The 26669-nt window shown below is 70.9% G+C and carries 25 protein-coding genes, 1 tRNA gene and 1 pseudogene; 16 read left to right on the top strand and 11 right to left on the bottom strand.

Annotated features, from left to right (window positions below):
• The first annotated feature begins 10 nt into the window (after positions 1–10).
• Positions 11–824: pseudogene (locus tag AB0M27_RS09350) on the top strand (DUF4429 domain-containing protein).
• 39 nt (positions 825–863) lie between these two features.
• Here AB0M27_RS09350 and AB0M27_RS09345 read toward each other — a convergent pair.
• A complete protein-coding gene (locus tag AB0M27_RS09345; protein ID WP_365719589.1) occupies positions 864–2429 on the bottom strand; it encodes a metallophosphoesterase family protein in 1566 nt (521 codons plus the stop codon).
• 164 nt (positions 2430–2593) lie between these two features.
• Here AB0M27_RS09345 and AB0M27_RS09340 point away from each other — a divergent pair, with 164 nt between their 5' ends.
• Together AB0M27_RS09340 and glmS are read left to right on the top strand one after the other, a co-directional pair.
• A complete protein-coding gene (locus AB0M27_RS09340) occupies positions 2594–2851 on the top strand; it encodes a hypothetical protein (protein ID WP_351808632.1) in 258 nt (85 codons plus the stop codon).
• Between the two features lie 37 nt (positions 2852–2888).
• Positions 2889–4706 carry a glutamine--fructose-6-phosphate transaminase (isomerizing) gene (glmS, locus tag AB0M27_RS09335; RefSeq protein WP_365719587.1) on the top strand — a complete coding sequence of 606 codons (1818 nt, stop codon included), beginning with the start codon at positions 2889–2891 and terminating at the stop codon, positions 4704–4706.
• A 71-nt stretch (positions 4707–4777) separates the two neighbouring features.
• Here the strand turns inward: glmS and AB0M27_RS09330 are convergent, their stop codons facing one another.
• The gene (locus AB0M27_RS09330) at positions 4778–5338 is read right to left on the bottom strand and encodes a GPR1/FUN34/YaaH family transporter (RefSeq protein ID WP_365719585.1); all 561 of its coding nucleotides are present in this window, start codon (positions 5336–5338) and stop codon (positions 4778–4780) included.
• 113 nt (positions 5339–5451) lie between these two features.
• Positions 5452–5979: a universal stress protein gene (locus AB0M27_RS09325; protein ID WP_351808640.1), complete on the bottom strand. Its 528-nt coding sequence runs from the start codon at positions 5977–5979 to the stop codon at positions 5452–5454.
• A gap of 317 nt (positions 5980–6296) precedes the next feature.
• Between AB0M27_RS09325 and AB0M27_RS09320 the strand changes: the two genes are divergently transcribed.
• From AB0M27_RS09320 to AB0M27_RS09295, 6 genes are all read left to right on the top strand, one after another.
• Positions 6297–6587, top strand: a complete 291-nt coding sequence (locus AB0M27_RS09320) for a hypothetical protein (RefSeq protein WP_365719583.1) — start codon at positions 6297–6299, stop codon at positions 6585–6587.
• A 377-nt stretch (positions 6588–6964) separates the two neighbouring features.
• Complete coding sequence (locus AB0M27_RS09315) at positions 6965–8182, top strand: helix-turn-helix domain-containing protein (protein ID WP_365719581.1); 1218 nt, start codon at positions 6965–6967, stop codon at positions 8180–8182.
• 105 nt (positions 8183–8287) lie between these two features.
• Positions 8288–8890 (top strand): oligoribonuclease, encoded by a 603-nt coding sequence (orn, locus tag AB0M27_RS09310; RefSeq protein ID WP_365719579.1) that lies wholly within the window; start codon positions 8288–8290, stop codon positions 8888–8890.
• A 129-nt stretch (positions 8891–9019) separates the two neighbouring features.
• A tRNA-His gene (locus AB0M27_RS09305) sits at positions 9020–9092 on the top strand.
• Between the two features lie 52 nt (positions 9093–9144).
• Entirely contained in the window at positions 9145–9327 is a 183-nt protein-coding gene (locus tag AB0M27_RS09300) for a hypothetical protein (protein WP_365719577.1), read from the top strand.
• Positions 9328–9411: 84 nt separating this feature from the next.
• The gene (locus AB0M27_RS09295) at positions 9412–10377 is read left to right on the top strand and encodes a nitronate monooxygenase (protein ID WP_365719575.1); all 966 of its coding nucleotides are present in this window, start codon (positions 9412–9414) and stop codon (positions 10375–10377) included.
• Positions 10378–10566: 189 nt separating this feature from the next.
• Here AB0M27_RS09295 and AB0M27_RS09290 read toward each other — a convergent pair whose 3' ends face one another.
• Complete coding sequence (locus AB0M27_RS09290; RefSeq protein ID WP_365719573.1) at positions 10567–11622, bottom strand: LacI family DNA-binding transcriptional regulator; 1056 nt, start codon at positions 11620–11622, stop codon at positions 10567–10569.
• Positions 11623–12013: 391 nt separating this feature from the next.
• Between AB0M27_RS09290 and AB0M27_RS09285 the strand changes: the two genes are divergently transcribed.
• The 4 genes from AB0M27_RS09285 (at position 12014) to AB0M27_RS09270 (ending at position 16782) form a co-directional block, all read left to right on the top strand.
• The gene (locus tag AB0M27_RS09285) at positions 12014–13348 is read left to right on the top strand and encodes an ABC transporter substrate-binding protein (protein ID WP_365719571.1); all 1335 of its coding nucleotides are present in this window, start codon (positions 12014–12016) and stop codon (positions 13346–13348) included.
• On the top strand, positions 13345–14370 hold the full coding sequence (locus tag AB0M27_RS09280) for a sugar ABC transporter permease (RefSeq protein ID WP_365719569.1): 1026 nt from the start codon (positions 13345–13347) through the stop codon (positions 14368–14370). Before AB0M27_RS09285 ends, AB0M27_RS09280 begins: the two co-directional genes overlap by 4 nt.
• Positions 14367–15251 (top strand): carbohydrate ABC transporter permease, encoded by an 885-nt coding sequence (locus tag AB0M27_RS09275; RefSeq protein ID WP_365719567.1) that lies wholly within the window; start codon positions 14367–14369, stop codon positions 15249–15251. The genes AB0M27_RS09280 and AB0M27_RS09275 overlap by 4 nt, the downstream gene beginning before the upstream one ends.
• Positions 15252–15351: 100 nt before the next feature.
• Positions 15352–16782: a GH1 family beta-glucosidase gene (locus AB0M27_RS09270; protein WP_365719565.1), complete on the top strand. Its 1431-nt coding sequence runs from the start codon at positions 15352–15354 to the stop codon at positions 16780–16782.
• A 103-nt stretch (positions 16783–16885) separates the two neighbouring features.
• On the opposite strand, the gene AB0M27_RS09265 is transcribed toward AB0M27_RS09270, so the two are convergent.
• From AB0M27_RS09265 to AB0M27_RS09250, 4 genes are all read right to left on the bottom strand, one after another.
• A complete protein-coding gene (locus AB0M27_RS09265) occupies positions 16886–17149 on the bottom strand; it encodes a hypothetical protein (protein ID WP_365719563.1) in 264 nt (87 codons plus the stop codon).
• Positions 17150–17375: 226 nt separating this feature from the next.
• Complete coding sequence (locus AB0M27_RS09260) at positions 17376–18836, bottom strand: cellulose binding domain-containing protein (protein ID WP_365719562.1); 1461 nt, start codon at positions 18834–18836, stop codon at positions 17376–17378.
• A gap of 133 nt (positions 18837–18969) precedes the next feature.
• The gene (locus AB0M27_RS09255) at positions 18970–20355 is read right to left on the bottom strand and encodes a HAMP domain-containing sensor histidine kinase (protein WP_365719560.1); all 1386 of its coding nucleotides are present in this window, start codon (positions 20353–20355) and stop codon (positions 18970–18972) included.
• On the bottom strand, positions 20352–21071 hold the full coding sequence (locus tag AB0M27_RS09250) for a response regulator transcription factor (protein WP_365719558.1): 720 nt from the start codon (positions 21069–21071) through the stop codon (positions 20352–20354). Before AB0M27_RS09250 ends, AB0M27_RS09255 begins: the two co-directional genes overlap by 4 nt.
• Before the next feature lie 97 nt (positions 21072–21168).
• On the opposite strand from AB0M27_RS09250, the gene AB0M27_RS09245 reads away from it, so the two are divergent.
• On the top strand, positions 21169–21681 hold the full coding sequence (locus AB0M27_RS09245) for a hypothetical protein (protein ID WP_365719556.1): 513 nt from the start codon (positions 21169–21171) through the stop codon (positions 21679–21681).
• A 24-nt stretch (positions 21682–21705) separates the two neighbouring features.
• On the opposite strand, the gene AB0M27_RS09240 is transcribed toward AB0M27_RS09245, so the two are convergent.
• Together AB0M27_RS09240 and AB0M27_RS09235 are read right to left on the bottom strand one after the other, a co-directional pair.
• Entirely contained in the window at positions 21706–22593 is an 888-nt protein-coding gene (locus AB0M27_RS09240; RefSeq protein ID WP_365719554.1) for a fused MFS/spermidine synthase, read from the bottom strand.
• 168 nt (positions 22594–22761) lie between these two features.
• Positions 22762–23175: a hypothetical protein gene (locus AB0M27_RS09235; RefSeq protein WP_365719552.1), complete on the bottom strand. Its 414-nt coding sequence runs from the start codon at positions 23173–23175 to the stop codon at positions 22762–22764.
• A gap of 266 nt (positions 23176–23441) precedes the next feature.
• Between AB0M27_RS09235 and AB0M27_RS09230 the strand changes: the two genes are divergently transcribed.
• The gene (locus AB0M27_RS09230; protein ID WP_365719550.1) at positions 23442–24905 is read left to right on the top strand and encodes a hypothetical protein; all 1464 of its coding nucleotides are present in this window, start codon (positions 23442–23444) and stop codon (positions 24903–24905) included.
• Between the two features lie 6 nt (positions 24906–24911).
• Here the strand turns inward: AB0M27_RS09230 and AB0M27_RS09225 are convergent, their stop codons facing one another.
• On the bottom strand, positions 24912–25508 hold the full coding sequence (locus AB0M27_RS09225; RefSeq protein WP_365719548.1) for a histidine phosphatase family protein: 597 nt from the start codon (positions 25506–25508) through the stop codon (positions 24912–24914).
• A 215-nt stretch (positions 25509–25723) separates the two neighbouring features.
• Here AB0M27_RS09225 and AB0M27_RS09220 point away from each other — a divergent pair, with 215 nt between their 5' ends.
• Positions 25724–26668 carry a phosphatase PAP2 family protein gene (locus tag AB0M27_RS09220; protein ID WP_365719546.1) on the top strand — a complete coding sequence of 315 codons (945 nt, stop codon included), beginning with the start codon at positions 25724–25726 and terminating at the stop codon, positions 26666–26668.
• The last annotated feature ends 1 nt before the right edge of the window (position 26669 follow it).

Genomic DNA, 26669 nt, shown 5'->3' with positions numbered 1-26669 from the left:
CAATCCCTCCATGGCGGAAATCATCCAGAAGGACGGCACCTGGGCCTTCGACGGCGATGTCCTGCGGCTCACTCCGGGGCGGGACAAGAACGTGAGCCCGCTCCGCCGCGAGCTGGGCGAACTCCTCATACTGCTGGGGGCGTTGGCCGGTGTCTCCTTCGAGCAGGGGAGGAAGTCGGGGCGGCTCAGGCTGCGGCTGCGCGACGGCGCCGATCCGCTGACGCAGGCCACCGGCGGCCGGCTCGGCGAGCCGAACGACCCGTACCAGCTGACGGTGGAGTCCGACCGGCACGGCGTCGCCGAGTACTTCGCGGACGAGGTGCGCAACGCCCTGCTGCTGGACGGGGTTTCACCGGATCCACTTCGACGGGGAACGGGTGCGGCTGGAGTGGAACTGGAAGACGGAGGACGCCAAGTCCTCCGGCGGCCCCCGCACGATCCCCCTCGCGGACGTCGTCGGCGTGGAGTGGCAGCCGGCGGCCGGTCTGGAGAACGGCCATCTGCGCTTCCTGGTGCGCGGCGCCCCGGTGACGGCCCCGCCCAAGTACGACCCGAACGCGGTCGAGCTGTGGGGGTTCAAGAAGGATCCGCTGATGGCCCTGGTGGCCGCCGCCGTACAGGCGCGGCTGCCGCATCCCGCGGCCCCCGCCGAGGTGGACGCCGTACGCCGCGAGCCGGTGCAGCTCGCCAAGGGGCCTGCCGCCGAGAACGACCACGACGCCCAGCTCCGGCGCCTGCGCGAGCTGGGTGAGCTGCACCGCGGCGGGGTGCTGACCGACGAGGAGTTCGCCCTGGCCAAGCAGGCGGTCCTCAAACGCATGTGAGAGCGCGCGTGAGGACCGCCCGCGGCCCGGCTCAGGGAGTTACTTGGCCGCGCGGGACACCGTGAAGTGGTCGATGCGGTCGCCGGTCTCGGCGATGCCCGACACCTTCAGCGTGGTCTGGCGGCCCTGCGGCGCGGGGCAGACGTCCACGCGCAGGAAGGAGTAGTTGAGGTAGCGGACCCGGGACCAGGTGACGGTCTCGTTGACCTTGCCGTCCTTGGTGTTGATGAAGGACGCCACCGAGTCGACCTCGTGCTCGTGGCCCTCGTAGGAGTCCGGGGCGCTGAACGCGTACAGGCTGCGGCCCGCCGCGCCGGCGGTGACGTAGACCACGCCCTCGGTCTCGGGGTAGGCGGTGCCGCCGATCGGGAGCTTCTTGGTGACGGCGCCGGTCTTGATGACGTCGGTGCGCTCGTACTGGTGGTTGTGGCCGTTGATGACCAGGTCCACCTGGTACTTCTCGAACAGCGGCACCCACTCCTGGCGCACGCCCCCCTCCGAGGCGTGCGCCGTGGACGTGCAGTACGCGCAGTGGTGGAAGAACACGATGATGAAGTCGACGTCCTTCGACTCCCGGTACGTCTTCAGCTGGGCCTCGAACCACTTGGTCTGGGTTCCGCCGGAGATGCCCAGGTTCGCCGGGATCTCGAAGGAGACGTCGTTCGGGTCCAGCGAGATGACCGCGGTGTTGCCGTGGACGAAGGAGTACACGCCCGGCAGGTTCCTGGCGTCCGGGCCGTTGTCCGGGAGGGTCCAGCGGGCCTCCTCGCCGCCGTAGCCGTTGGGCGAGTACCAGGCCTCCATGTCGTGGTTGCCGTAACTGACCATCCACGGGATCTGCTTGGCGACCGACTCGGTCTGGTACAGGAACTGGTCCCAGGTGCGCGAGTCGAAGCCCGTGTCGGTGGCCTTGCCCTGGCCGGCCGGGTCGCCGTAGGCGATGTCGCCTGCGTGCAGGTGGAAGGCCGGGTTCTGGCCGAGGATCAGGCTGTCGTTGGCCAGGGCGTGGTAGCTGACGCCCTGGTCGCCGAAGGCGGTGAAGGTGAACGGCGCCTTGTGGGCGGGGGCGGTGGTGAAGGTGCCCAGGGTGCCCGCGAGGTGCGGCTCGGCCGGGTCGAAGCCGTCGTGGCCGACGCCGTAGTAGTAGGTCCTGCCGGGGCGCAGGTGGGTGAGCTTGGCGTGCAGGTAGTACTGCATGTGGTCGCCGCTCGCGCCGACACCGGCCGGGGTGTAGAGGGTGCGGACCTCGGCCTCGATCTTGCGGGAGAGGTCCCAGGGCTGGGCGCCGATGCGGATGAACGGATTCTTCACGGCGACGGGGACCTGCCAGGAGACGGTCATCTCTGTGCGCGGGTCGTTGCCGTAGGCGAGGTGGCGACCGAAGGGGGCGACGAGCGCGCCGTCGACCGTCTCGGTGGCGGCGGCGGTGCGCTGCGTGGGCACGGCCGCCTGGGCGGTGGCGCCCGGCACGAACGCGCCACCGGCGACGGCGCCGAGCGTCACGGCGCCACCTCTGATCATGGTGCGCCGGGAGAATCTGGTGCGCAGGTACTCATGCTGCTCGGCCATGCTCATGCGCGCGGCCAGCTTGTCGGGTACTCCCATACGAGGAATGTCCATGGCGTCCGAAACTCGTGGGTCTGGGCAACGAGACGCAAGACACAGAATGGACAGCCTGCGAACAGAGATCCAACAGCCCCGCGCCAGCCATCTGCCCGAAATCGGGCACGTTTCTTGCGAAACCGGCTGCGGTACTCCAAGATCTATGGGTGCACGACGAACTTGTTGATCATCTGACGCGGTCCACGCCCCTGAGCCGGGGCGAGGCGCTGCGGGTGATTCAGGACGTGCTCGCCTTTTTCGACGAGACGACCCAGGATTTCGTCCGTCGCCGCCACCGCGAGCTGCAGGCCCAGGGCCTGGTGAACGCGGAGATCTTCGAACGGATCGAGGCGGATCTGAAATACCGGGCGGTGGCGCCGCCGGAGCTGACGCTCAGGCAGCTGCGCCGCATCGTCTACGGCTGAGAACCGGCCGGGGACCACGGGCCGAGGGATACGGGATATGTGCGGAATTGTCGGATACATCGGGAAGCGTGACGTCGCCCCTCTCCTCCTGGAGGGCCTGCAGCGGCTGGAGTACCGCGGCTACGACTCCGCGGGCATCGTCGTCACCTCCCCGAAGGCGCCCGGCCTGAAGATGGTCAAGGCCAAGGGCCGGGTGCGCGACCTGGAGGCCAAGGTCCCGGCGCGCTTCAAGGGCACCACCGGCATCGCCCACACTCGCTGGGCCACCCACGGCGCCCCGTCCGACATCAACGCCCACCCGCACATGTCGGCCGACAACAAGGTCGCCGTCGTGCACAACGGCATCATCGACAATGCCGCCGACCTGCGCCGCAAGCTGGAGGCGGACGGCGTCGAGTTCCTCTCCGAGACCGACACCGAGGTCCTCACCCACCTCATCGCCCGCTCCTCCGCCGAGAAGCTGGAGGACAAGGTCCGCCAGGCGGTCCGTGTGATCGAGGGCACCTACGGCATCGCGGTGCTGCACGCCGACTTCCCCGACCGCATCGTGGTGGCGCGCAACGGCTCCCCGGTGGTCCTCGGCATCGGCGAGAAGGAGATGTTCGTCGCGTCCGACATCGCCGCCCTGGTCACCCACACCCGCCAGATAGTGACCCTGGACGACGGCGAGATGGCCACCCTCAAGGCCGACGACTTCCGCACCTACACCACCGAGGGCACCCGTACGACGGCCGAGCCCACCACGGTGGAGTGGGAGGCCGAGTCGTACGACATGGGCGGCCACGACACGTACATGCACAAGGAGATCTTCGAGCAGGCCGACGCCGTGGACCGCGTGCTGCGCGGCCGAATCGACGACCGCTTCTCCACCGTGCACCTCGGCGGCCTCAACCTGGACGCCCGCGAGGCCCGGCAGATCCGTCGCGTGAAGATCCTCGGCTGCGGCACCTCGTACCACGCGGGCATGATCGGCGCCCAGATGATCGAGGAGCTGGCCCGTATCCCCGCAGATGCCGAGCCGGCCTCCGAGTTCCGCTACCGCAACGCGGTCGTGGACCCCGACACCCTGTACGTGGCCGTCTCCCAGTCCGGTGAGACGTACGACGTGCTCGCCGCCGTCCAGGAGCTGAAGCGCAAGGGCGCCCGGGTCTTCGGCATCGTCAACGTGGTCGGCTCGGCGATCGCCCGCGAGGCGGACGCCGGCATCTACGTCCACGCGGGCCCCGAGGTCTGCGTGGTCTCCACCAAGTGCTTCACCAACACCACGGTCGCCTTCGCGCTGCTCGCCCTGCACCTGGGCCGCACCCGTGACCTCTCGGTCCGCGACGGCAAGCGGATCATCGAGGGCCTGCGCAAGCTGCCGGAGCAGATCACCGAGATCCTCAAGCAGGAGGAGAAGGTCAAGGAGCTGGCCGAGCTGTACGCCGACGCGCGCTCGATGCTGTTCGTCGGCCGCGTGCGGGGCTACCCGGTGGCCCGCGAGGCCTCCCTGAAGCTCAAGGAGGTCTCCTACATCCACGCCGAGGCCTACCCCGCCTCCGAGCTGAAGCACGGCCCGCTCGCCCTGATCGAGCCGGCCCTGCCCACGGTCGCGATCGTCCCCGACGACGACCTGCTGGAGAAGAACCGCGCGGCCCTGGAGGAGATCAAGGCCCGCAGCGGCAAGATCCTCGCGGTGGCCCACCAGCACCAGGAGAAGGCCGACCAGACGATCGTCGTCCCGAAGAACGAGGACGAGCTGGATCCCATCCTGATGGGCATCCCGCTCCAGCTCCTCGCCTACCACACGGCGAAGGCTCTCGGCCGGGACATCGACAAGCCGAGGAACCTCGCGAAGTCGGTGACGGTGGAGTAATTCCGCCGCAGTAGGACGGACCCCCACGTGTGCCACCTTCACGTGGGGGTCCGTTCAGTGCTGCTCGAATATCAGCCGGCGGCCGTCACCCCCCGGCCCGCAGCACGACCCGGAAGCGCCGTCGGCCAGTGGGCCAGCGCGGCCGTGGCGGCGTACCAGGCCACCGCACCGGACACGGCGGCCACCCAGCCCCCGACCTTGGCCAGAGACGAACTGTCGGCGAAGGCCGCGACAGCCAGCACCAGCATCGCCAGGAACAGCAGCCCGTGCATGACCTGACCGAGGCTGTCCCCGCCCGCGAGGGTCAGGGTGAGCGCCACCAGGGCGAAGAGGAGCAGGAAGAGTCCGGCCGCGTTGGCCGAGGAGTGACCGGCGACGGCCCAGGTGAACCAGAGCGCGCCGAGGGCCACGAATCCCGTACCGGAGGCGCTGTCACCGCCACGGAAGGCCAGCAGACCGACGAGGAACAGGGCAACTCCGCCCACATAGTGGGCCACTGAGACGGCGTCGGACGCTGCCACGCCGTCGATGACACCGGTGGTACCGAGCCCGAACGCCAACAGGGTGATTCCCAGGGCGAGTCGGCCGACCACGGTGGTGCTTCCGCTTCCCGCAGAGACTTCGTTGTCCACGGCGGGCTCCCTTCATTGTGCTGTTGCGCGGTGACCGGTATATGCCCTTCACAAGGGCACAAACCACCTCTACGCGCGAGTAGTTTCGCGCTGCACAAAGGGAGTTGAGAGGCTCAGGGGATGACGATCACGGGCCGCTGCGCCCGCTTGGCGAGCCGCCCGGCGACGGAACCGAAGATACGGCCGACGATACCGTGCGTGGAGCCGACGACGATCGCGTCGGCCTCGTACTCCCGCCCCACCTCTTCGAGTTCGTGGCAGATGTCCCCGCCCCGTTCGACGAGGATCCACGGCACCTCGGCCAGATAGTCCGCGCACGCCAGCTCAAGACCGAGGACCTCGGTGCGGTGGTCCGGCACGTCGACGAAGACGGGTGGCTCGCAACCGGCCCACACGGTGGTCGGCAGCCGGTTGGCGACATGGACGATGATCAGACCCGAGTGGGAGCGGTGGGCCATGCCGATGGCGTAGGCGAGGGCGCGCTCACTGGAGGTGGAGCCGTCGAAGCCGACGACGACTCCGTGCCGGAAGGCTGGGTCGCAGATGGGGCGTGGCTCTTCCGCCGCCAGGGGATCGGCCGCCGTGGGGTCGGCGACCGGCCGCTTGCGGTCCGCGGGTTCGAAGAATTCGTGACCGGCCATGGCTGTCTCGGCGTTGTGATCCTTTATGGGTGGGGACGACAGTGTGCGGCGGAGCTGTGTCCGGGAAACATCTTCCCAACCCCATACCCCCAAGGGTACGGCGGCACGCCTCCCGAGCCCAGATCCCGCGCACGCTCTGTAAGCGCTCCCCCGACGTCCGTCGGGGTTCACCGGAGCATGCACGAGCGGCGCCCGTAACGCAATGGTTGCTGCCCCGTACAGGCGGTTTGCACAGGATCAACAGGTGTACGACCGGTGACCGAGCGGCCGAACGGGCGTTGAACGGGGACGAGCCACCGCCACAGGGAGTACGAGTCATGCCCGGTCGCCGATCCACCTCCGCGCCGCCGCCCGCGCCGGACACCGTGCGCGAGGTGATCCGCTGGGCCGCCTTCAGCTGCGTCGTCGTCCCCGTGGTCCTGCTCTGGTACGGCACCTCGCCGGCCGGTGCGGCGGGCGCCGCCCTGGGCCTGGCCACCGTCACGGCCGTGTGCCGTTTCCTGCTGCGCCGGTCGGAACGGTGTGCCGGGCGGTACGGGTGCGACGAGGAGGGTTTAGGTGAGCAAAGAGGCGGACGTCACACCCGCCGACCGACACCGGTCGACTGACCTGTTTCCGTACCCCCGAACGCTTCTTTTCAGCCAACTTCTGAATGTCGCCGCAGAGGGGCCCCAACCACCCTCCAACCCCCGTTCGACCTGCACGGAAAGGGTCCACGGGCGGCTGTGCACCCTACGCGGTTTGGCCACTGCGACAAGGCGCACTTCCCTGCACGGCCCGCGAGTGCAACGCTTCGTGATCGAATGCTTCACGCCAAGTTGTCATATCGACAATTCGGGCGTGTGGAACTGGTCACCGTGCGACCGCGGGACCCAGTAGATTCGATCTTGACTGTCTTACGGCGGGGGACTCGTGCAGGACCGAGGGGAAACGTGCAGGAGCGACACAACCGAGGAGCCGCGACCACCGAGGGGGGCTTAGCAGTATGAGCCACGACTCCACTGCCGCGCCGGATGCCGCAGCCCGGAAACTCTCCGGGCGACGCCGCAAGGAGATCGTCGCGGTGCTGCTGTTCGGCGGCGGCCCCATCTTCGAGAGTTCCATACCGCTGTCGGTGTTCGGGATCGACCGCCAGGACGCCGGCGTGCCGCGCTACCGACTGCTGGTGTGCGCCGGCGAGGAGGGCCCGCTGCGGACCACAGGGGGCCTGGAACTCAGCGCACCGCATGGACTGGAGGCGATCTCACGCGCCGGGACGGTCGTCGTACCGGCCTGGCGGTCGATCACCGCGCCACCACCGGAGGAGGCGCTCGACGCGCTGCGCCGGGCGCACGAGGAGGGTGCCCGGATCGTCGGACTGTGCACCGGCGCCTTCGTCCTCGCGGCGGCGGGCCTGCTGGACGGCCGCCCGGCGACGACCCACTGGATGTACGCGCCGACACTGGCCAAGCGCTATCCGTCGGTGCACGTCGATCCACGAGAGCTCTTCGTGGACGACGGCGACGTCCTGACATCGGCCGGGACGGCGGCCGGAATCGATCTCTGTCTCCACATCGTGCGGACTGACCACGGCAACGAGGCGGCCGGCGCGCTGGCCCGCCGCCTGGTGGTCCCGCCGCGCCGCAGCGGCGGCCAGGAGCGCTACCTCGATCGGTCTTTACCGGAGGAGATCGGCGCCGACCCGCTCGCCGAGGTCGTCGCCTGGGCGCTGGAACACCTCCACGAGCAGTTCGACGTGGAGACCCTGGCGGCACGCGCCTATATGAGCCGCCGTACGTTCGACCGCCGGTTCCGCTCGCTGACGGGCAGCGCGCCGCTGCAGTGGCTGATCACACAGCGTGTGCTGCAGGCCCAACGCCTGCTGGAGACGTCGGACTACTCCGTGGACGAGGTGGCGGGCCGCTGCGGCTTCCGCTCCCCCGTCGCGCTGCGCGGGCACTTCCGCCGCCAGCTCGGCTCGTCCCCCGCCGCCTACCGGGCCGCCTACCGGGCCCGCAGGCCGCAGGGCGAGAGGCCGGCCGACACGGAGCCGCCGCTGCCGCCGTCCGGCCAGCCGGGCCCGCCCACGGGCCTCGCGGGCCCCGGGCCCATGGGCCACGCGCCCGTGCTGCACCCGGACCGGGACAACGGGGTGCCGATGCAGAGCCGCCGCACGGCGGCGGGCGCGGTGGGCCTGCTGCCGGGGCCGCGGAGCGGTAGCTGAGAGAGGGGGCGAGCACCTGCTCGCCCCCTCTTCCGCGCAGGCCGGCAGTGGCCCGGCATCGGCACAGGGAGCCACAAAAGCTCAGGTCCGCTTTAGGGTGGACGCATGAACGATCGCATGGTGTGGATCGACTGCGAGATGACCGGCCTCTCGCTGTCCGACGACGCGCTCATCGAGGTGGCCGCCCTCGTCACCGACTCCGAGCTGAACGTACTCGGCGAGGGGGTGGACATCGTCATCCGCCCGCCGGACCAGGCGCTGGAGACGATGCCGGAGGTGGTGCGTCAGATGCACACCGCGTCCGGGCTGCTCGCGGAGCTCCCGAACGGCACGACCCTTCAGGACGCCGAGGAGCAGGTCCTCGCCTATGTGAAGGAGTACGTGAAGGAGCCCGGCAAGGCCCCGCTCTGCGGCAACTCCGTCGGCACCGACCGCGGCTTCCTGCTGCGGGACATGCCGACCCTGGAGGACTACCTCCACTACCGGATCGTCGACGTGTCCTCCATCAAGGAGCTGGCCCGCCGCTGGTATCCGAGGGCGTACTTCAACAGCCCGGAGAAGAACGGCAACCACCGGGCCCTCGCCGACATCCGCGAGTCGATCGCCGAGCTGCGCTACTACCGCGAGGCCATCTTCGTCCCGCAGCCCGGCCCGGACTCCGACACCGCGAGGGCGATCGCCGCCAAGCACGTCGTGCCCGCGCGGTAACGACCCATCTGCACCCTTTCGGGGTCCGCTGGGAGGCCCGCGCGAAAACCTGTGCGCGAGCACCCCGTCGGACCCTGTAGACTTCTTCTCGGCCGGTCGGGGAAACGACGAGTTCAACCGCCGGTCGTGGTGGGTGTAGCTCAGCTGGTAGAGCACCTGGTTGTGGTCCAGGATGTCGCGGGTTCGAGTCCCGTCACTCACCCTCACCGATCAGCCGGTGACTCCGTCGCAAGACGAGTCACCGGCTGATTCGTTTGCGCCGTGCCGGGCCGGCCGCGCAGCGGCACCTCCACCACCAGCAGCGCCAGTACGAACGCGACGGCGCACACCCCGGCGGCCGTCGCCGCCATGACCGCCCCGACCGGGTCGCCGCCGTCGACAAGGCCCCCGATCCGCTGGAGCGGGGTTGGAACGCCGTAGCGGGTGGGAAGGGATGAACGGCCGACAGCGGACGCACTGCTCCTCGCGGTGGCGGAACCCGCCTACGCCATCGGCATCCGCTGACGGGAGGAGACGGCGTCATGGCGTTGTCCACGGCGTTCACCCGGCTGTTCGGTGCCGAGCATCCGATCGCCCTGGCACCGATGGGCGGTTCGGCCGGCGGAGCGCTGACCGCGGCTGTCTCACGCGGCGGCGGCCTCGGACTGCTGGGCAGCGGCAACGGCGACCGGGACTGGCTGGCCCGCGAACTGCCTGTCGTCGCCGCCGAGGGCGCCGGAAATCCCTGGGGCGTCGGCTTCCAGGCGTGGGCCACCGAGGTCGGTGCGGTGGAGTGGACGCTGGAGCAGGGCCCGGCGGCGGTGATGCTGTCCTTCGGGGACCCGGGCCCGTTCGCCGAGCGCATCCGCAACTCCGGTACGGCGCTGATCATTCAGGTCACCGACCTGGAAGAGGCCCGCAGGGCGGTGGACCTGGGCGCCGACGTGATCGTGGCGCAGGGCACCGAGGCCGGTGGGCACGGGGCCCGGCACGGGCGGTCCACGTTGCCGTTCGTGCCCGTCGTCGTGGACCTGGCGGCGCCCGTGCCGGTGCTGGCGGCCGGCGGGATCGGCGACGGCCGCGGTGTGGCGGCCGCCCTGGCCCTGGGGGCCGCGGGGGCGCTGCTCGGCACCCGCTTCCAGGCCACGGCCGAGGCCCTGGTCGACCCCGCGACCGCCCGGGCCATCGTCGCGGGGCGCAGCGAGGACACCGAACGGAACCGGGTACTGGACATCGCCCGCGGCTCGCGCTGGCCGGCCGACTACACCGCCCGGACCCTCCCACACCCCTTCCTCGACCGCTGGCGCGGCCGGGAGCCGGAACTCGCGAACGACCCCGAGGCCAGGCGGTCGTACGAGGACGCCGTAGCCCGCGGCGAGATCCCCACGCTCCCGCGATGGGCCGGCGAGTCCGTCGACCTCATCACCGACGTGCCCTCCGCCGCCGACCTGGTGGCCACGCTGGCCACCGAGGCCGAGCAGGCGCTGGACCGGGCTTGCGGACGTTGAGCACGCGATCCGAGCCCCGCAACCGGGACCGTGATGCGGTAGCAGTCCAAGGAGGCTCGGGTTCGACGCTCAAGGGCGGGACGACTTCACCCACTGGGCCCTGGCGGAAACCGTCTGGCCTCCGCGGTCACCGAGGACAAGGTCATCCTCATCCAGGCGCGGTACCACCACGACGATCAGCGCACCCCGTCACGACGACGCCCGTGCCACCAGTTCCGTCGGCAGTACCGCGTGCTGCCGCTCCAGCCCCCGGGAAACAGGTGGGCGGCGGTCGGCGATCTCCGTGAGGAGGAGGTCAATCATCGCGCGGCCCATCTCCTCGATGGGCTGGCGAACGCTGGTCAGCGGCGGGTCCATGTGGCGGGCGATGGCGGAGTCGTCGTAGCCGACGAGGGCCACGTCGTCCGGGATACGGCGGCCCGCCTCGCGCAGCACCTGCCGGGCGCCGGCCGCCATCACGTCCGAGCCGGCGAACACCGCGTCCAGGTCGGGGCGCACGTCGAGGAGCACGGACATGGCCCGGCGGCCGCCTTCCTCGGTGAAGTCCCCCGGTTCGACGAGGAGTTCGTCCACCTCCCGGCCCGCGTCCCGCAGGGCGTCGCGGTAGCCGTCGACGCGGCACTGGGCACCGTAGACGTCGAGGCGGCCGGTGATGTGCGCGACGCGGGTGCGGCCCCGGGAGAGCAGGTGCTCCACGGCCGAGCGGGCGCCGCCGTAGTTGTCCGAGTCCACCGAGGCGAGCGTCTCGCCGGCCGAGCGGGGGCCGCTGATCACGGCCGGGATCTCCAGCTGGGCCAGCAGGTCGGGCAGGGGGTCGTCGGCGTGGACCGAGACCAGCAGGACACCGTCCACCCGGTGCGCCGCCAGGTACTGGGCGAGGCGCCGGCGCTCCCGGTCGCTGCCCGCGAAGATCAGCAGCAACTGCATCTCGGTGTCGGAGAGTTCGGAGCCGACTCCGCGCAGCATGTCCGAGAAGTACGGCTCCGCGAAGAAGCGGGTCTCCGGCTCGGGGACCACCAGCGCGATGGCGTCGGTGCGGTTGGCGGCGAGGGCGCGGGCGGCGGTGTTGGGGACGTAGCCGAGCTCGGCGACCGCCGCCTCCACCGCGGCGCGGGTGGCGTCGCTGACCCGGGGCGAGCCGTTGATCACCCGCGACACCGTGCCCCGGCCGACCCCGGCCCGGGCGGCGACCTCCTCGAGCGTGGGCCGCCCCCCGCCGCGGCCCCGCGCTCCGTGGCTTGCCATGGGCTCCGCCTTTCTCGCCGCGTCCTCTGTGCTGGCCGAATGTAACAGCACCGTTCGCCGCGGTGGCCGTCCTGGGGGCCGCCGCCCGCAGACCCCCGCTCATCGGTCTTCGGCCTCGTCCGCCAACGCCGGTCGGGCTGGATACCGACTACCGGCGTCCCCGGCTCGACGCAGTTAACGCTCAGATAACTGAACGCAGTTACCGATGTCCGTTCCCTTGACACCCCGCCGCCGACCGACGACTCTTCAACACATCACTCATGGGAGCGCTCCCACACTACCTGGCACCTACACATCCCGCACGTTCCCCGCCCGAGCCGCAGCGAGTACGAACGGGCCCGATTCATGCAGTTGGCCGGGGGGTCGGCACGTCAGGCAACAGGAGGACGCAATGCGCACGAGCATCCGCCGGTCCCAGCGGCTGATGGCCCTCGCGGCCGTTGCCGCGTTGACCACGGGGCTGCTGGCAGGCTGCGCCAAGGACTCGGACGACAGCTCGTCGGACGGCTCCGGCGGCGGCGGAAACGGCAGTGGCAAAGGCAAGATCACGCTGACCATCGGCACCTTCGGCGTCTTCGGCTACAAGCAGGCCGGCCTGTACGACGAGTACATGAAGCTGCATCCGGACATCAACATCAAGGAGAACGTCACCACCCGCACCGACGTCTACTGGCCGAAGGTGCTCACCCGCCTCCAGGCCGGCTCCGGCACGGACGACATCCAGGCCATCGAGGTCGGCAACATCACCGAGGCCGTGCAGACGCAGGCGGCCAAGTTCGTCGATCTCGGCAAGGAGGTCGACAAGTCCCAGTGGCTGGACTGGAAGAACGCCCAGGCCACCAGCAAGGACGGCAAGCTCATCGGGCTCGGGACCGACATCGGGCCGATGGCCATCTGCTACCGCAAGGACCTGTTCCAGAAGGCGGGCCTGCCCACCGACCGGACCAAGCTCGCCGACATGTGGAAGGGCGACTGGGCCAAGTACGTCGACGTCGGCAAGCAGTACATGAAGAAGGCGCCCAAGGGCACCAAGTTCGTGGACTCCGCTGCCTCCGTCTACAACGCGGCCCTCGGCGGCGGTGACAAGCGGTACTACGACAAGGACGGCAACGTCGTCTGGGACAAGTCCGACGGCGTGAAGAAGGCCTGGGACGTCGCCATGGACGTCGCCACCAGCGACATGTCGGCGAAGCTGAAGCAGTTCGACCCGACCTGGGACCAGGGCTACGCCAACGGCACCTTCGCCACCGTCGCCTGCCCGGCGTGGATGATCGGCTACATCGAGCAGAAGTCCGGTGACTCCGGCAAGGGCAAGTGGGACGTGGCGGCGGCGCCCACCGCGGCCAACTGGGGCGGTTCCTTCCTCGGCGTACCGACCGCGACCAAGCACCAGAAGGAGGCCGTCGCCCTGGCCAAGTGGCTGACCGCGCCCGAGCAGCAGGCCAACGTCTTCGCCAAGCAGGCGAGCTTCCCCTCGACCCCGTCGGCGTACGCAAGCCTGAAGCCGGCCGCGGACACCACGGCGTACTTCTCGAACGCGCCGCTCACCCAGATCTTCTCCGACTCGGCGAAGACGATCCCGACGCAGTACTTCGGCATCAAGGACCAGCCGATCAACTCCGCGATCACCGACATCGGCATCCTCCAGGTCGAGCAGAAGGGCAAGTCGGCGTCCCAGGGCTGGGACGCGGCGTCCAAGGAGATCAAGGACGTGCTCGGCCAGTGACCAGCCCCAAGCAGGCTCTCGCGCAGCCCGCGTCGAGCGCCGACGCCGCGCCCGGCACCCCGCCGGGCGCGGCGCGGGGCGCTCACGGTCGCGGTACGCCGGCGGGCGCCGACTCCTGGCGCAGCCGGCTGTACCGCTGGGACATGAAGGCGTCGCCGTACGCGTTCGTGTCCCCGTTCTTCGTCCTGTTCGGGGCGTTCACGCTGGTCCCGCTGCTCTACACGGCCTGGTACTCGCTGCACGACGTGCAGCTGTCGTCCCTCGGTCACCAGACCTGGGCGGGCCTGGACAACTACAAGAACCTCTGGTCCTCGGATTTCTTCTGGAACGCCCTGAAGAACACCCTGACCATCGGTGTCATCTCCACCGTGCCGCAGCTGCTGGCCGCGATCGGGCTCGCACACCTGCTGAACTACCGGCTGCGGGGCTCCACCGTCTGGCGTGTGGTGATGCTGACCCCGTACGCCACCTCGGTGGCCGCGGCGACCCTGGTGTTCACGCTGCTGTACTCGTGGGACGGCGGCATGGTCAACTGGATCCTGCACTTCTTCGGGGTGAACCCCGTCAACTGGCGTGAGTCCGACTGGGGTTCGCAGTTCGCGGTGTCGTCGATCGTGATCTGGCGGTGGACGGGATACAACGCGCTGATCTACCTCGCCGCCATGCAGGCGATCCCGACCGACCTGTACGAGTCGGCGGCGATCGACGGCGCCAACCGCTGGCAGCAGTTCCGGCATGTGACCATCCCGCAGCTGCGCCCGACGATCCTGTTCACGGTCGTGGTCTCCACCATCGGCGCCACCCAGCTCTTCGGCGAGCCGCTGCTGTTCGGCGGGGTCAGCGGGTCCAAGGGCGGCTCCGAGCACCAGTACCAGACGCTCGGCCTGTACATGTACGACCAGGGCTGGATCATCGGCAACCTCGGCAAGGCGTCCGCGATCGCCTGGTCGATGTTCCTGATCCTGCTGATCATCGCCGCGGTCAATCTGCTGCTCACCCGACGGCTGAGGAAGTCCCAATGACCACCAGTGAACTGACCCTGGCCGCACCGAAGGTGAAGCGCCGACGGGTGATGGGCGCGGGCAAGCAGCTGCACGCGGGCCCGGTGACGTACGTCGTGCTCACCGTCTTCGCGCTGGTCTCCCTCGCCCCGCTGGTGTGGACGGCGATCGCCGCGTCCCGCACCGACCGGCGGCTGGCCGAGACCCCGCCGCCGCTGTGGTTCGGCGGCAACCTGTCCAAGAACCTGCAGACGGCCTGGGACCAGGCGGGGCTCGGCACCGCGATGTTCAACTCGGTGATCGTGGCGGGCACGATCACGGTGAGCACAGTGCTGTTCGCCACGCTGGCCGGCTTCGCCTTCGCCAAACTGCGGTTCCGCTTCTCCAGCCTTCTGCTCCTGCTGACCATCGGCACGATGATGATCCCGCCGCAGCTGGCCGTCGTACCGCTGTATCTGTGGATGTCGGACCTCGGCTGGTCCAATCAGCTGCAGACGGTGATCCTGCCGAGTCTCGTCACCGCCTTCGGTACGTTCTTCATGCGGCAGTACCTGGTGCAGGCGCTGCCGACGGAGCTGATCGAGGCCGCCCGGGTGGACGGGGCGAGCAGCATCCGGATCGTCTGGCACGTGGTCTTCCCGGCGGCGCGTCCGGCCATGGCCGTCCTCGGCCTGCTGACGTTCGTGTTCGCCTGGAACGACTTCCTGTGGCCGATCATCGCCCTGAACCAGCAGAACCCGACCGTGCAGGTGGCCCTGAACTCGCTCGGCACCGGGTATGTCCCCGACCAGGCCGTGATCATGGCGGGCGCGCTGCTCGGCACGCTGCCGCTGCTGATCGCGTTCGTCCTGTTCGGCAAGCAGATCGTGGGCGGGATCATGCAGGGCGCGATCAAGGGCTGACGTCTCCTTCGCAGGGGCCGGGCCACCGCCGTCCCGGCCCCCTTCTCCCCTCCCCCTCCAACCACCCAGGTCTCCTACGACCCCTAATGGGAGCGCTTCCATGCCTGAACCCGTTACGTCCGTGACTTTTCCTCCCGCCTTCCTCTGGGGCGCCGCGACCTCGGCGTACCAGATCGAGGGGGCGGTGCGGGAGGACGGCCGCACCCCCTCGATCTGGGACACCTTCAGCCATACACCGGGCAAGACGGCCGGCGGTGAGACCGGTGACATCGCTGTCGACCACTACCACCGCTACCGCGACGACGTGGCGCTGATGGCGGAGCTGGGCCTGACCGCGTACCGCTTCTCGGTCTCCTGGTCCCGGGTGCAGCCCACCGGCCGGGGCCCCGCGGTCCAGCGCGGCCTGGACTTCTACCGCCGCCTGGTGGACGAGCTGCTGGCGAAGGGCATCAAACCGGCGCTCACCCTCTACCACTGGGACCTGCCGCAGGAGCTGGAGGACGCGGGCGGCTGGCCGCAGCGGGACACCGCGCTCCGGTTCGCCGAGTACGCGGGCCTGGTCGGCGAGGCGCTGGGCGACCGGGTGGAGCAGTGGATCACCCTCAACGAGCCCTGGTGCAGCGCCTTCCTGGGCTACGGCTCGGGTGTGCACGCCCCCGGCCGCACCGACACGGCGGCCTCGCTGCGCGCCGCCCACCACCTCAACCTCGCGCACGGCCTCGCGGCTTCCGCCCTGCGCTCGGTGATGCCGGCCCGCAACGAGATCGCGATCAGCCTCAACTCCTCGGTCGTACGGCCGCTGTCGCAGGACCCGGCCGACCTGGCCGCGGCCCGCCGGATCGACGACCTGGCCAACGGCGTCTTCCACGGCCCGATGCTGCACGGGGTGTACCCCTCGTCGCTGCTGGAGGCCACGGCCTCGATCACCGACTGGTCGTACGTCCTCGACGGCGACACCCGCGCGATCAACGTCCCGCTGGACGCGCTGGGCCTGAACTACTACACCCCGGCTCTGGTGTCGGCCGCTTCCGCCGAGGTCAAGAGCCCGCGGGCGGACGGCCACGGCGCCAGCGACCACTCGCCCTGGCCGGGCGCCGACGACGTGCTCTTCCACCAGACGCCGGGCGAGCGCACGGAGATGGGCTGGACGATCGATCCGACGGGCCTGTACGACCTGCTCCTCCGGTACACGCGCGAAGTGCCGGGCCTGCCGCTGTACGTCACGGAGAACGGCGCGGCCTACGACGACAAGCCCGACCCCGACGGCCGCGTCCACGACCCCGAGCGCATCGCCTACCTGCACGGCCACCTGTCCGAGGTCCGCCGGGCCATCGCGGACGGCGCCGATGTCCGCGGCTACTACCTGTGGTCCCTGATGGACAACTTCGAGTGGGCGTACGGGTACGAGAAGCGGTTCGGCGCGGTGTACGTGGACTACGCGACGCTGAAGCGAACGCCGAAGTCGAGCGCGCGGTGGTATGCGGAGGCGGCCCGGACGGGGACGTTGCCGGGGGTGGAGTCGGCAGCCTGAGAAGCGGGGGCGCGGCTCGTCGTGAGGGCGAGCCGCGCCCTGGACGGGGTGCCTCAGGAGACTCTCGCAAGCCCGACGTGCACAGCGGCGGGGTCGGCGGCTGTCACGCTCCCGCGAGCAGCTCCTCGCCGGTCGTGACGGAGAGCGCCCGGTCGAACCAGGTGCCCTGGGTGTCCAGGTCCGTGCAGGACGTGACCCGTTCCCGGACGGCTTCGGGGACCTCGATGCCGCGCAGACCGAGGATGCGGAGAATGTCCTCGGCACGGGTCTTGGCACCGCCCTCGGCAAGGCCCATGGCAAGGCCCTCGTTGATGTCTTCCTCGACAATGGTGCCGCTGCCGGGGAAACGGGGAGTGTACGCGTCCATGAGTCGCCTCCGCAGTGCACGGGCCGGGGTGTCGCACAGTGAGCAGGAAACCGCCGTTCTCGGCCGTATCGACCCGTAAGAGCGTGTCGGCGTACGCCAAGCCCTGACGTCGGCGCCCTGGGCGTGCCCGCCCGTGCGGCGGCCGGCCCGGGTCGTGGGTCGACCCGGGCCGGAACCGTATGGACGTGATCACGTCGACCAGGTCGGACGCACCCGGTCCGCAGGGTCAGTTGAAGGCGCCGAACGCCTTCGAGAAGGCGAACTTGTCCTGGACGATCGAGCTGCAGGTGGGGTCGGCGGAGTTCTTCGCGCCACCGGCGCACTGCTTGTCGCGGGCGGCGGACCACATGGACAGGCCGCCGAGGCCCTTGGACTTGGCGAAGTTCACCAGCTGGGTGGCGTCGTCCACCTTGAAGATCTCGGAGGAGACGTCGTTGACGCCGATCATCGGGGTGACGGCGACCGTCTTCCAGGCGGCGGAGTCGGACAGGCCGAGGACGCTCTTGACCTGGGCCTGGGTGGCCGTGGCGGCCTGCTGGGCGTAGTCGCCCATGTCGCCGTTGTACGAGGCGCCGTAGTCCATCGCCATGATGTTGACGGTGGAGACCTTCACGCCGTTGGACTTGGCGTTGGAGAGGAGGTTCACACCGTCCTGGGTCAGGCCCTCCGGCATCACCGGAAGGGTGAAGGAGACGTCCAGGTTCGGGTGCTGGGCCTGGAGCTTGGCGATGGCCTGGGCGCGGCGGGTGTTGGCCGCGGTGTTGGGCAGCGCGCCGCCCTCGACGTCGAAGTCGACCTTGGTCAGCTTGAACGCGTCGACCGCCTTGCCGTAGGCCGCAGCCAGCGCGTCCGCCGAGGAGCAGGTGGTGGCCAGCTCGGAGCCGGAGGCGCCGCCGAAGGAGACCCGGACGTCACCGCCCTTGGCGCGCAGGGAGCCGATCTGCGCGGCGACGGCGTCGCTGGTCAGGTCGGTCACACCGCCCCACTTGGGGGTGCAGCCGCCGCCGTCGGTGAGGAACGCGAGGTTGTAGTTCTTCACGCCGGTCGCGTCGGCCGCGCCGACCAGGTCGAAGGCCGGGTAGAGGGAGGTGTCGACGTACGGGGCGAAGCCGGCGGAGGCGGTGGTGCCGCTGCCGGTGGTCTGGCTAGCGGTCGGGGTCGGGGTGGCCGTCTTGGTCGGGGTGGGGGTGGCGGTCTTGGTGGGCGTGGCCGTCGGGGTCGGCGACTGGGTGGGGCGGCCGCTCGGCTCCGGCGTGGCGCCGGCGTCCGCGGAGCACTGGGAGTTGTCGATACGACAGCCGGTCGGGTCGCCCTTGCCGTCGACCACGAAGCCGACGGTCACCGACTTCCCGGGGGCGAGGCCCTCGGTGTCCCACTTCGCGGGCTTCACGGTGACGTGCGAACCGCTGACGCTCGACTCGCCGTTCCACAGGGAGCTGAGCCTGGCGCCCGCCGGGAGGTCGAAGTCCAGGGTCCAGGTCTTCTCGGTCTGGCCACTGTTGTTGGTGACGACGTACTGGGCGGTGTAGCCGGTCGACCAGTCGCTGGTCTTGGTGTACGCGGCGTTCACGCCGGCCGCGTTGGCGGTGCCGGAGAGCAGGATGGCGCCGCCGCCGACCACGGCCGCGGCCACCAGACCGCCGATCGCCTTGTTCCTGCCACTGATGCTGCGCCGGTGCGTGGTCATGCGCGTGCCTGCCTTCGCTGTTCACGGGGGGTGAGGTGCGGCAGCACGCTAGCGGTCCGGAATCGGGCAAACCGCTTGATCGGGACGGTCGTTGCAGACCTTAGGGTTCGCTTAAGGAAGGGATCGGGGACGATTAATGGTCGAGACCAGTCGCGACCGGTTTGCGCGACCGGCGTCTTCGCACCCGGGGCCCCCGGCCGACCGGCTTGCGCCCGTCCAGCTGGAACCAGATCCGCACCTCGGTGCCACCCAGCACGGAGGAGCCGATCCGGACGTCGCCGCCGGTGGACTCGGCGAGCCGGCGCACGATGTCGAGGCCGAGACCGGTCGAGCCGGCGGTCCCCGAGCCGCGGCCACGGGCCATCGCCGCGTCCGGGTCGGGTATGCCGGGGCCCGCGTCGGAGATCAGCACGATCACCGCGTCCTCGCCGTTGTGCACGTCGACCGCGAAGGCGGTGCCCTCGGCGGTGTGCCGGAACACATTGCCGAGCAGGGCGTCGAGCGCGGCGGCCAGGTCGGCGCGGGCCACGGGTATGCGCACCGGCCGCTCGACGCCGGCCACCCGCCACTTGCGGCCCTCGTCCTCGGCGAGCGCGGACCAGAACTCCATGCGCTCACGCACCACTTCGGCCGCGTCGCACCCGGCGCCGGGGCCGAGTGCGGCCGTCTGCGGCTTGGCCTCCCGGGCCGTACGGATGATGGTGTCGACCTCGCGCTCCAACTGGGCGACCGCGGCCCGGGTCTGCTCGGCGGCCGGTCCGCCGCCCAGGGAGGCCGCGTTGAGCCGCAGCACGGTGAGCGGCGTGCGCAGCCGGTGCGAGAGGTCGGCCGCCAGCTCTCTCTCGTTCGCAAGGAGTTGGACGACCTGGTCGGCCATGGAGTTGAAGGCGACTGCGGCGAGGCGGAGTTCGGTGGGCCCGTCCTCCGGCACCCGGGCGCCCAGCTTGCCCTCGCCCAGTTCGTGCGCGCCCTCGACCAGCCGCTGGGCGGGCCGCACCATGCGCACCCCGAGCCGGTCGGCGACCGCGACGGAGCCGACGACCAGCGCGAGGCCGACGGCCGCGAGCACCGCCCAGGCCGTGCCGACGCCGTTGGTCACCTCGGCCTCCGGGACGTACACCTCGACGACGGCGATGTCGCCGGAGCCGAGCGCGACCGGCTGGAGCAGGGTCGATCCACCGGTGACGGACGTGGTGGAGGCCCGGCCCAGTTTCCGTACGGCCTGGATGTCGCGGTCGGCGGCGCGCTGCCGGCCGAGGTCCAGCGCGGACCGGCCGCCGCCGGCGGGCAGATGCACGGCCATCCCGGAGTCGGCGCCGGCCGAGGCCACGACCCGCTCCAGTTTGTCCCGGTCGGTGGTGATGGACAGTGCGGGCGCGACGGCGGCGGCCTCCCGCTCGGCGTTGGAGAACGCCCGGTCGCGGGCCATCTCCTTGACGACCAGGCCGAGCGGGACCGCGAAGGCGACCACGACCATCGTGGTGACCGCCAGACATACCTTGACCAGGGCCCACCTCATCGCACCGGCTCCCCGTCCGGAGTTGGTGCCGCGGGGGGTTCGAGCTTCACACCGACACCCCGGAGCGTGTGCAGATAGCGGGGCCGGGCGGCCGTCTCTCCCAATTTGCGGCGCAACCAGGACAGATGGACGTCGATGGTCTGGTCGTCGCCGTAGGACTGCTGCCAGACCTCGGCGAGGAGTTCCCTGCGCGGGACGACCACCCCGGGACGGCCGGCCAGGAAGGCGAGCAGGTCGAACTCGCGGCGGGTGAGGTCGAGGCGGACCCCGTCCAGTTCGGCCTGGCGGCGCAGCGGGTCGATGGTCAGGCCACCGACGCGCAGGACGCTGGACGGCGGGGGCTCGCCGCCTCCCGACCGGGCCCGGCGCAGCACGGCCGCCATCCGCGCGGAGAGGTGCTCGACGGAGAACGGCTTGGTCAGGTAGTCGTCCGCACCGGCGTTGAGCAACCGGACGATCTCCGTCTCGTCGTCCCGGGCGGTGGCGATGATCACGGGGACGTCGGTGATGCCGCGCAGCATCTTCAGCGCCTCGGAGCCGTCCAGGTCCGGCAGTCCGAGGTCCAGGACGACCACGTCGAAACGGAAATGGGCGACCTCGCGCAGCGCCTCCAGTGCCGTACCGACGCTGCGCACGGTGTGTGCGGCCTCGGTCAGATGCCGGATGAGCGCCGAGCGTACGAACTGGTCGTCCTCGACCACGAGCACACTTGCCATGCGCCGCACCGTACGCCATGCGGCCCACACCGGGCGGGCGCCTGTGGACAACTCGGGGCGTGTGCGCACGGCGGTCCCGTGGGGCAGTATGGCCGCGATGCGCAGAGGACTCGTACACGTACTGGCGTGGCTGCTCGCGACAGGAGCGGCGGTCACACTGTCGTGGTGGGGTGTGCACACGGTGATGGCCGGAACGGCGTACGACCCGCCGCGCGCCCTGCCGATCACGGCCGCCGACGCGACGGCCCAGGGCTCGAAGGCCCTGACCTCGCCGACGCACCGGCCGCCCCCGTCCACCAGACCGTCGACCAGACCGCCGGCCCCGACTCCCACCCCGAAGGGGACACCGCGCCCCTCCTCCACACCCTCCTCCTCCTCGTCCGCGTCCGGCCGGGTCAAGTCGTACGACACCGACGGCGGCCGGGCCGTGTTCGACCTGGGCCCGTCCAGTGCCACGCTCGTCTCGGCCACGCCGGGGACGGGCTGGTCGATGCAGGTGTGGAAGACGGAGACGTGGATCCGGGTGGAGTTCAGCAGTGGCACGGACCGGGTGTCGGTGATGTGCACCTGGCACGACGGGCCGCCCCATGTCGAGATCGGCAACTACTGAGCCCCGCGCCCGGGAAGAGCCGGGTCAACGGAACACCGACGGCGGCGGGGGCGGGGAGGCCACGGCCGCCGCGTCCGTCACGGGGGCCGCGCCGCCCGTGAAGTCGGTGAGCGGCTTGCCGTGTTCGACCCGGCCCGGGTGCGGGTCGGAGGCGGCGCGGCGGGTGAGTTCGGGCAGCGGGAGCGGGGCGTCGGAGGCGACCAGGACGGCGTTGCCAAAGCGCTTGCCGCGCAGTACGGCCGGGTCGGCGATCAGCGCGAGTTCGGTGAACCGGGCGGCGGCGGTGGCGATCTGGCCGCGCAGGTGGGCGAGCGGCGGGCCGTCGGCGAGGTTGGCGGCGTAGACCCCGGACGGCTTCAGGGCTCGGCGGACCTCGTCCAGGAACTCGATGGAGGTGAGGTGGGCCGGGGTGCGGGCGCCGCTGAAGACGTCCGCGATGACCAGGTCCGCCCAGCCGTCCGGCACCTTGGCGAGGCCCGCGCGGGCGTCCGCCGACCGCACCCGGATCCGGGCGTTCGGATCCAACGGCAACTCCCGGCGGACCAGTTGGACGAGACTCGCGTCCCGCTCGACGACCTGCTGGGTGGACCGGGGCCGGGTGGCGGCGGTGTAGCGGGCGAGGGTGAAGGCGCCGCCGCCGAGGTGCACGACGTGTACGGGCTTGCCGGGCGGGGCGACGAGGTCGATGACATGGCCGAGGCGGCGCTGGTACTCGAAGGAGAGGTACGCGGGGTCGTCCAGGTCGACGTGCGACTGGGGCGCGCCGTCGATCAGCAGGGTCCAGGCGCGGCCTCGGTCGGGGTCGGGTACGAGCTGTGCGAGCCCGCCGTCGACCGCCTCCACGACGGCTTCGACGGCCGCCGGCCTGCGCCGCGTGTGCTGCGCCTTCCGCGTGCTCCTGGACCCGCCCATCGAACCATTGTCGCAGGCCGCCGGGTCCCACGCCGCACGGACGGCCGCCGTCCCCTGGACCAGCCGGACCGCTTCACCGGAAGCCTACGGCCCCTCCACCAGCCGGACCACCGCACCGTACAGCCGTCGCCAACCGGAAGCCGTCGGCCCCCGACCAGCCGGACCGCATCACTGGCAGCCGTCGGCCGCCTCGATCGTCCGGGCCGCCTCCCCGAGGGCCCGGCGCAGTACGACCGGGTCGGTGGCGAGGTCGGCCCCGCCGGGCGGCAGCAGCCAGGCGGAGCCCTCCACCGGCGGCACGGGGTTCAGTCTGAGTCCGCGCCCGTCGGTCTCGGTACAGGTGCTGCCGGGCACGTCCCAGCCGGCCGCCGTGCCGGCCGGGACCAGGAAACCGAGCGTGGCGCAGCCGCCGTCGTGCAGCACGGGACCCATCGCCTCACCGGCGCCGCGCCGCAGGATGTCGACCGCCTCGAGGCCCTGCCGGGCCGGTACCGTCACGAGGTCGCAGGCCGACGCGTACCCGTCGGCCGACGCCCGTGACGTACAAGGTTCGTCGCTCTGGCTGGATTCCCTGGTCTCCATGCCGGCCTCCACCACACAGCCCTGTTGCGGTCCATGGAGTCCAACGCGCGAGCGCGTCAACGGCTACGGCACAAGTGCGCCGCAAAGGATGGCACTTCATGGCAGATCGTGGATGAGATATCCGGTTTGTAGCCAAACGCAGCGTGGCGGGTCCTTCACAGCAGGTACGTTCATGCCCGCCGGAACCAGGGCGTCACTCGGACAACTCGTCCCGAAACCGCCCCGGCACCGGCATGGTTCGACGGTTCGCACGAGAGGACCCGGCCATGGCGTCGTCAACCGAGACCTCGTCACAGCCCGAACGGCCACCACGGCCGAACCTCGCCTTCCGGCGACTGCGCGGCAGGCGTTCACCGGCCGAGTTCGCGGCGCTCGTACGACGCGCCGCGCGCGAGATCGGTGAGCGGGTGAGCTGTGACGCGCGGTACGTCGGCAGGGTCGAGGCGGGCGAGATCCGCTGCCCGAACTACGCCTACGAACGGGTGTTCCTGCATATGTTCCCCGGCCGCACGCTCACCGACCTCGGCTTCTCGCCGCGTTCGGCCGTACGCGGCCGCGCGACGCGTACGGCGGCGGAGGAGCCCGGGCCACCCGATGCCGCGGAGGCGCCCGGTGAGTCACGGGGGGCTGTCGAACCGTATGAGACGCAAGACCCGTACGGCGCGCCAGAACCGTACGCGAAAGACCATCTGAACCACGAGGAGAGCGACGTGCTGCGTCGCGCATTCATGACCGGCGGCGGTGCCACGGTGGCCGCCGCCACGCTGAGCCCGTTGGGGCTCACCACGGACGTCGCGGCCGCGGTCCGGACCACTCGCCGGCCCGGGACCCCGGAGGCGCTCGCCCTGGAGGAGGCCGTCCGCCGGATCCGGCTGCTCGACGACCGGCACGGCGCGGACGGCCTGTACCGGCGCGCGGCGGCGCCCTTGCGCGCGGCCTACGCGCTGCTGGACGCCGGCGCGACCCGGCAGACCACCGCCGAACGGCTGCACTCGGGCGCCGGTGAACTCGCCATCTCCGTGGGCTGGCTGGCGCACGACTCCGGCCGCTTCGACGACGCCCGCTCGCACTACGCGGAGGCGCTGGCCACGGCCCGGATGACCGGGGATCCGGCGCTGGAGGCGCACGCCTTCTGCAACACCGCGTTCCTGGCGCGGGACACCGGCCGCCCCCGCGAGGCGGTGCGCGCCGCACAGGCCGCCCAGCGCGCTGCCGCTCCGCTGGGTTCGGCGCGCCTGATGTCCCTGCTCGCGCTGCGCGAAGCCGGCGGCTGGGCCGGGCTCGCCGACCGTACCGGCTGCGAGCAGGCACTCGTTCGGGCCCAGGCCCTCTTCGCCCGGGGCCGCTCGGACGCCGACCCGGAGTGGATGAGCTTCTACGGAGAGGCCGAGCTGGAGGGTCTGGAGGCGCAGTGCTGGTCGATGCTGGGCGACTGGCGGCGGGCGTCCCGGCACGCGTATCGCGCGGCCGAGCTGCAAGATCCTCACTTCACCCGGAACATCGCGCTGTACACCGCCGAGTTGGCGGACGACCTCGCCCGTGAGGGACGGCCGGACGAGGCGGCGGCCGCGGGCTTGCGCGTGCTGTCGCTCTTGGACGAGGTTCAGTCCTCCCGCATCCAGAGCATGCTGGCCGGTACGGCGCGGGTGCTGCTGCCGCACCGGCGGGCGTCGGGTGTCTCGGAGTTCCTGGACCGGCACGCCTCCATGCCGAGGACGGGGAGGGCCTGAAGGCCGTCAGAGCGCCAGGTGCCCCAGGTCGTTCCAGCTCTCGATCGCCGGCTCCCCGTACGCCCAGCCCAGCACCGACAGTGAGGTCGGGTTGAGGCGGATCCGCGCGGCGAAGTCCAGCGGCAGGCCGAGCCAGCGGGCGCCTATGGAGCGGAGGATGTGGCCGTGGGCGAAGACCAGGACGTCGCGGTCGGCCGACCGGGCCCAGGCCACCACCTCGTCCGCGCGCGCGGTCACGTCGGCGATGCTCTCCCCCTCCGGCACCCCGTCCCGCCAGATCAGCCAGCCCGGCCGCACCGCCTGGATCTCGGCCGGCGTCATGCCCTCGTAGGCGCCGTAGTCCCACTCCATGAGCGTGTCCCAGGTGGTGGCCCGGTCACCGAAACCGGCCAGTTCGCACGTCTCACGCGCGCGTGCAAGCGGACTGGTGCGCACCTCCACCCCCGGCAGTCCGTCCAGCGGAGCCCGGTGCAGTCGCTCGCCGAGCAGCTTGGCTCCCCGCCGGCCCTCTTCCAGCAGCGGCACGTCGGTCCTGCCGGTGTGCTTGCCGGACAGTGACCATTCCGTCTGTCCGTGCCGGGCCAGCAGGATGCGCGGTGCCATGGGAGACCTTTCCGGGAGCGGGACGCCACACGGACGTCACGAAAACGAGAAAAGACGACTTCTCCATCATCGCGCACCCCCCAGCGGGGCAACCCGAGGGGCGATCTCGGCGTCTTTGTGGGCCGGAGCGCCCTCATGGGCGGGATACGGACACCGTAAAGTGGCACGGTCGCCCTCCGGGCGGCGCCGCTCAGCAGAAGGGGGAGGGCGATCGGATGCCGCAGACCGAGACACCGGGCACCGAGGTGCTCCCGCGTACCCGGCTGCGCTGGTGGACCGAGCTGCCCCTGATCCTCCTCGTCTACGGCTGCTACTCGGCCGGCCGTCTCCTCGCCCGCGGTGACGTCTCCTCCGCGGTCGACCACGGCCTGGCGATCCTGCGCATCGAGAAGGCCCTGAGCCTCAACGCCGAGCACCCGCTCAACCGGCTGTTCACGCGCGAGCCCTGGCTCGGGGTGCCGGCCGACTTCTGGTACGCCTCGCTGCACTATCTGGTCACGCCCGCCATCCTCATCTGGCTGTTCCGCACCCGCGCCGAGCACTACCGGCGGGCCCGCACCTGGCTGATGACGTCCACGTTCATCGGCCTGATCGGCTTCACCCTGCTGCCGACCTGCCCGCCCCGGCTGCTGTCCGCCGGCCACGGTTTCGTGGACACCATGGCCCAGTACAGCTCGTACGGCTGGTGGGGCGGCGAGGCGAGCGCGCCGCGCGGCATGGGCGGGATGACCAACCAGTACGCGGCCATGCCGAGCCTGCACGTCGGCTGGGCGCTGTGGTGCGGAGTGATGCTGTGGCGGCACGGCGGCACGCGCGTGGCGAAGATCCTCGGTGTCCTGTACCCGCTGGGCACCGCGCTCGTGGTCATGGGCACCGCCAACCACTACTCCCTCGACGCGGTCGCGGGCATCGCCGTGATGGGCGTCGGCCTCCTGCTCGCGCCGCGCGTCACGCGGGCCGCGGACCTGGTCCGCACCCGCCTGTTCCCGCCCCGCACACCGGTCACGGACGGCACGGGTTCCCCGATTGTCAGTGCCGGATGCCAGACTTCCGCGGGTGAGCGAATTCCACGGCAGCGCGAGTCGCGGCTCGACGCCGGGGCCGAACCGGACGCCTCCCCCAGCGACGCGGGAGAAGGGGCTCCGGCAGCGGCTCGCTGAG

Source organism: Streptomyces sp. NPDC052107 (genome assembly GCF_040680215.1).
Classification (GTDB): domain Bacteria; phylum Actinomycetota; class Actinomycetes; order Streptomycetales; family Streptomycetaceae; genus Streptomyces.
The sequence above is the reverse complement of the archived record's forward strand: the minus strand, read 5'-3'. Positions and strand labels throughout refer to the sequence as shown.